Here is a 908-nt window from a genome sequence, read left to right as displayed (position 1 = left end):
GAATTGGTTCGAAAGCCCCTATCATGGCAAATTCGCGGTCGGGTGGGGTATGGGGCCGACACTCATCGACGTGGCTCCGACACTGGCACAGTGGTATTATCAGCACGCCGGGCCGAAAGACGAATTTATCGCCGATGTCTCCGGCATCGGCTATATAGACCCGGCCGTGTGGGCGGACCGCCTGGACGACCGCGAGGCCGCGTTCGAGGATTTTTATCGCTGGACGTGGACCTACATGCAACGGATGGATATGAAAACCGTCCGCGTGATTCAATCTTATGCGCCTGATAATGACAAAGATATGGCTGACATAGCCCGGGTAGCAGCCGCGCTTCCGCAGGTGGAGTTTTTCATGCCGGACTATGGGTATGCCGGTGAGGAAGGATATCGCCGGATCACCTATCAACTGCCCGACGGCCAAGTCGTATTCCGGGCGGCCACCCGGTGGACGCCGGACAAAGCGAAAGAGACCTCATATCTGGTGGACCAGATCCGTACCCGGGTTGCCGCGACACGACCGGCGTTTATCAATGTCTTCATCTGGAATTGGGGTATGAACATGGGCGGGCTGTATTCGGTTCTCAAAGCGCTCGGTCCGGATTATGTGGACGTGACGCCGTCCGAGTTGAATGCGCTTTATCGGGCTTCTCGCAGATGAGCGGTGGGGATCCGGCGTGACAGCCGGTCTCCACGACGCCCGGCCTGTCACGGAACGGGTGGGAGAAGTCGGCGGAAATTCAGCAGCCGGTTCACTGTCGGCGCGACGAACACCGGGCACAGCTGTCCGGGCGCCACGCGGGCTGCACCGGCGCCGCAGCTAAGACCGTCGCCTACCATCGAGCCTCGTGCCCCACGACAGTAATCGGCCGCCGGCGCAGCGGATCGCGCGGCTGGTCGCCGTCGTCGCG

At 61.2% G+C, this 908-nt stretch carries 1 protein-coding gene; it reads left to right on the top strand.

Translation table 11 applies throughout. The annotated features are described in order from the left end of the window. Nucleotides 1–658, top strand: a 658-nt coding sequence (locus F6Q13_RS17995; protein WP_293059443.1) for a hypothetical protein, incomplete at its 5' end; no start/stop codon positions are given. Nucleotides 659–908 lie beyond the last annotated feature (250 nt).

The organism is Mycobacterium sp., assembly GCF_008709575.1.
Classification (GTDB): domain Bacteria; phylum Actinomycetota; class Actinomycetes; order Mycobacteriales; family Mycobacteriaceae; genus Mycobacterium.
Note: the sequence above shows the minus strand (reverse complement) of the source record. Positions and strands in the feature narration are given on the sequence as shown.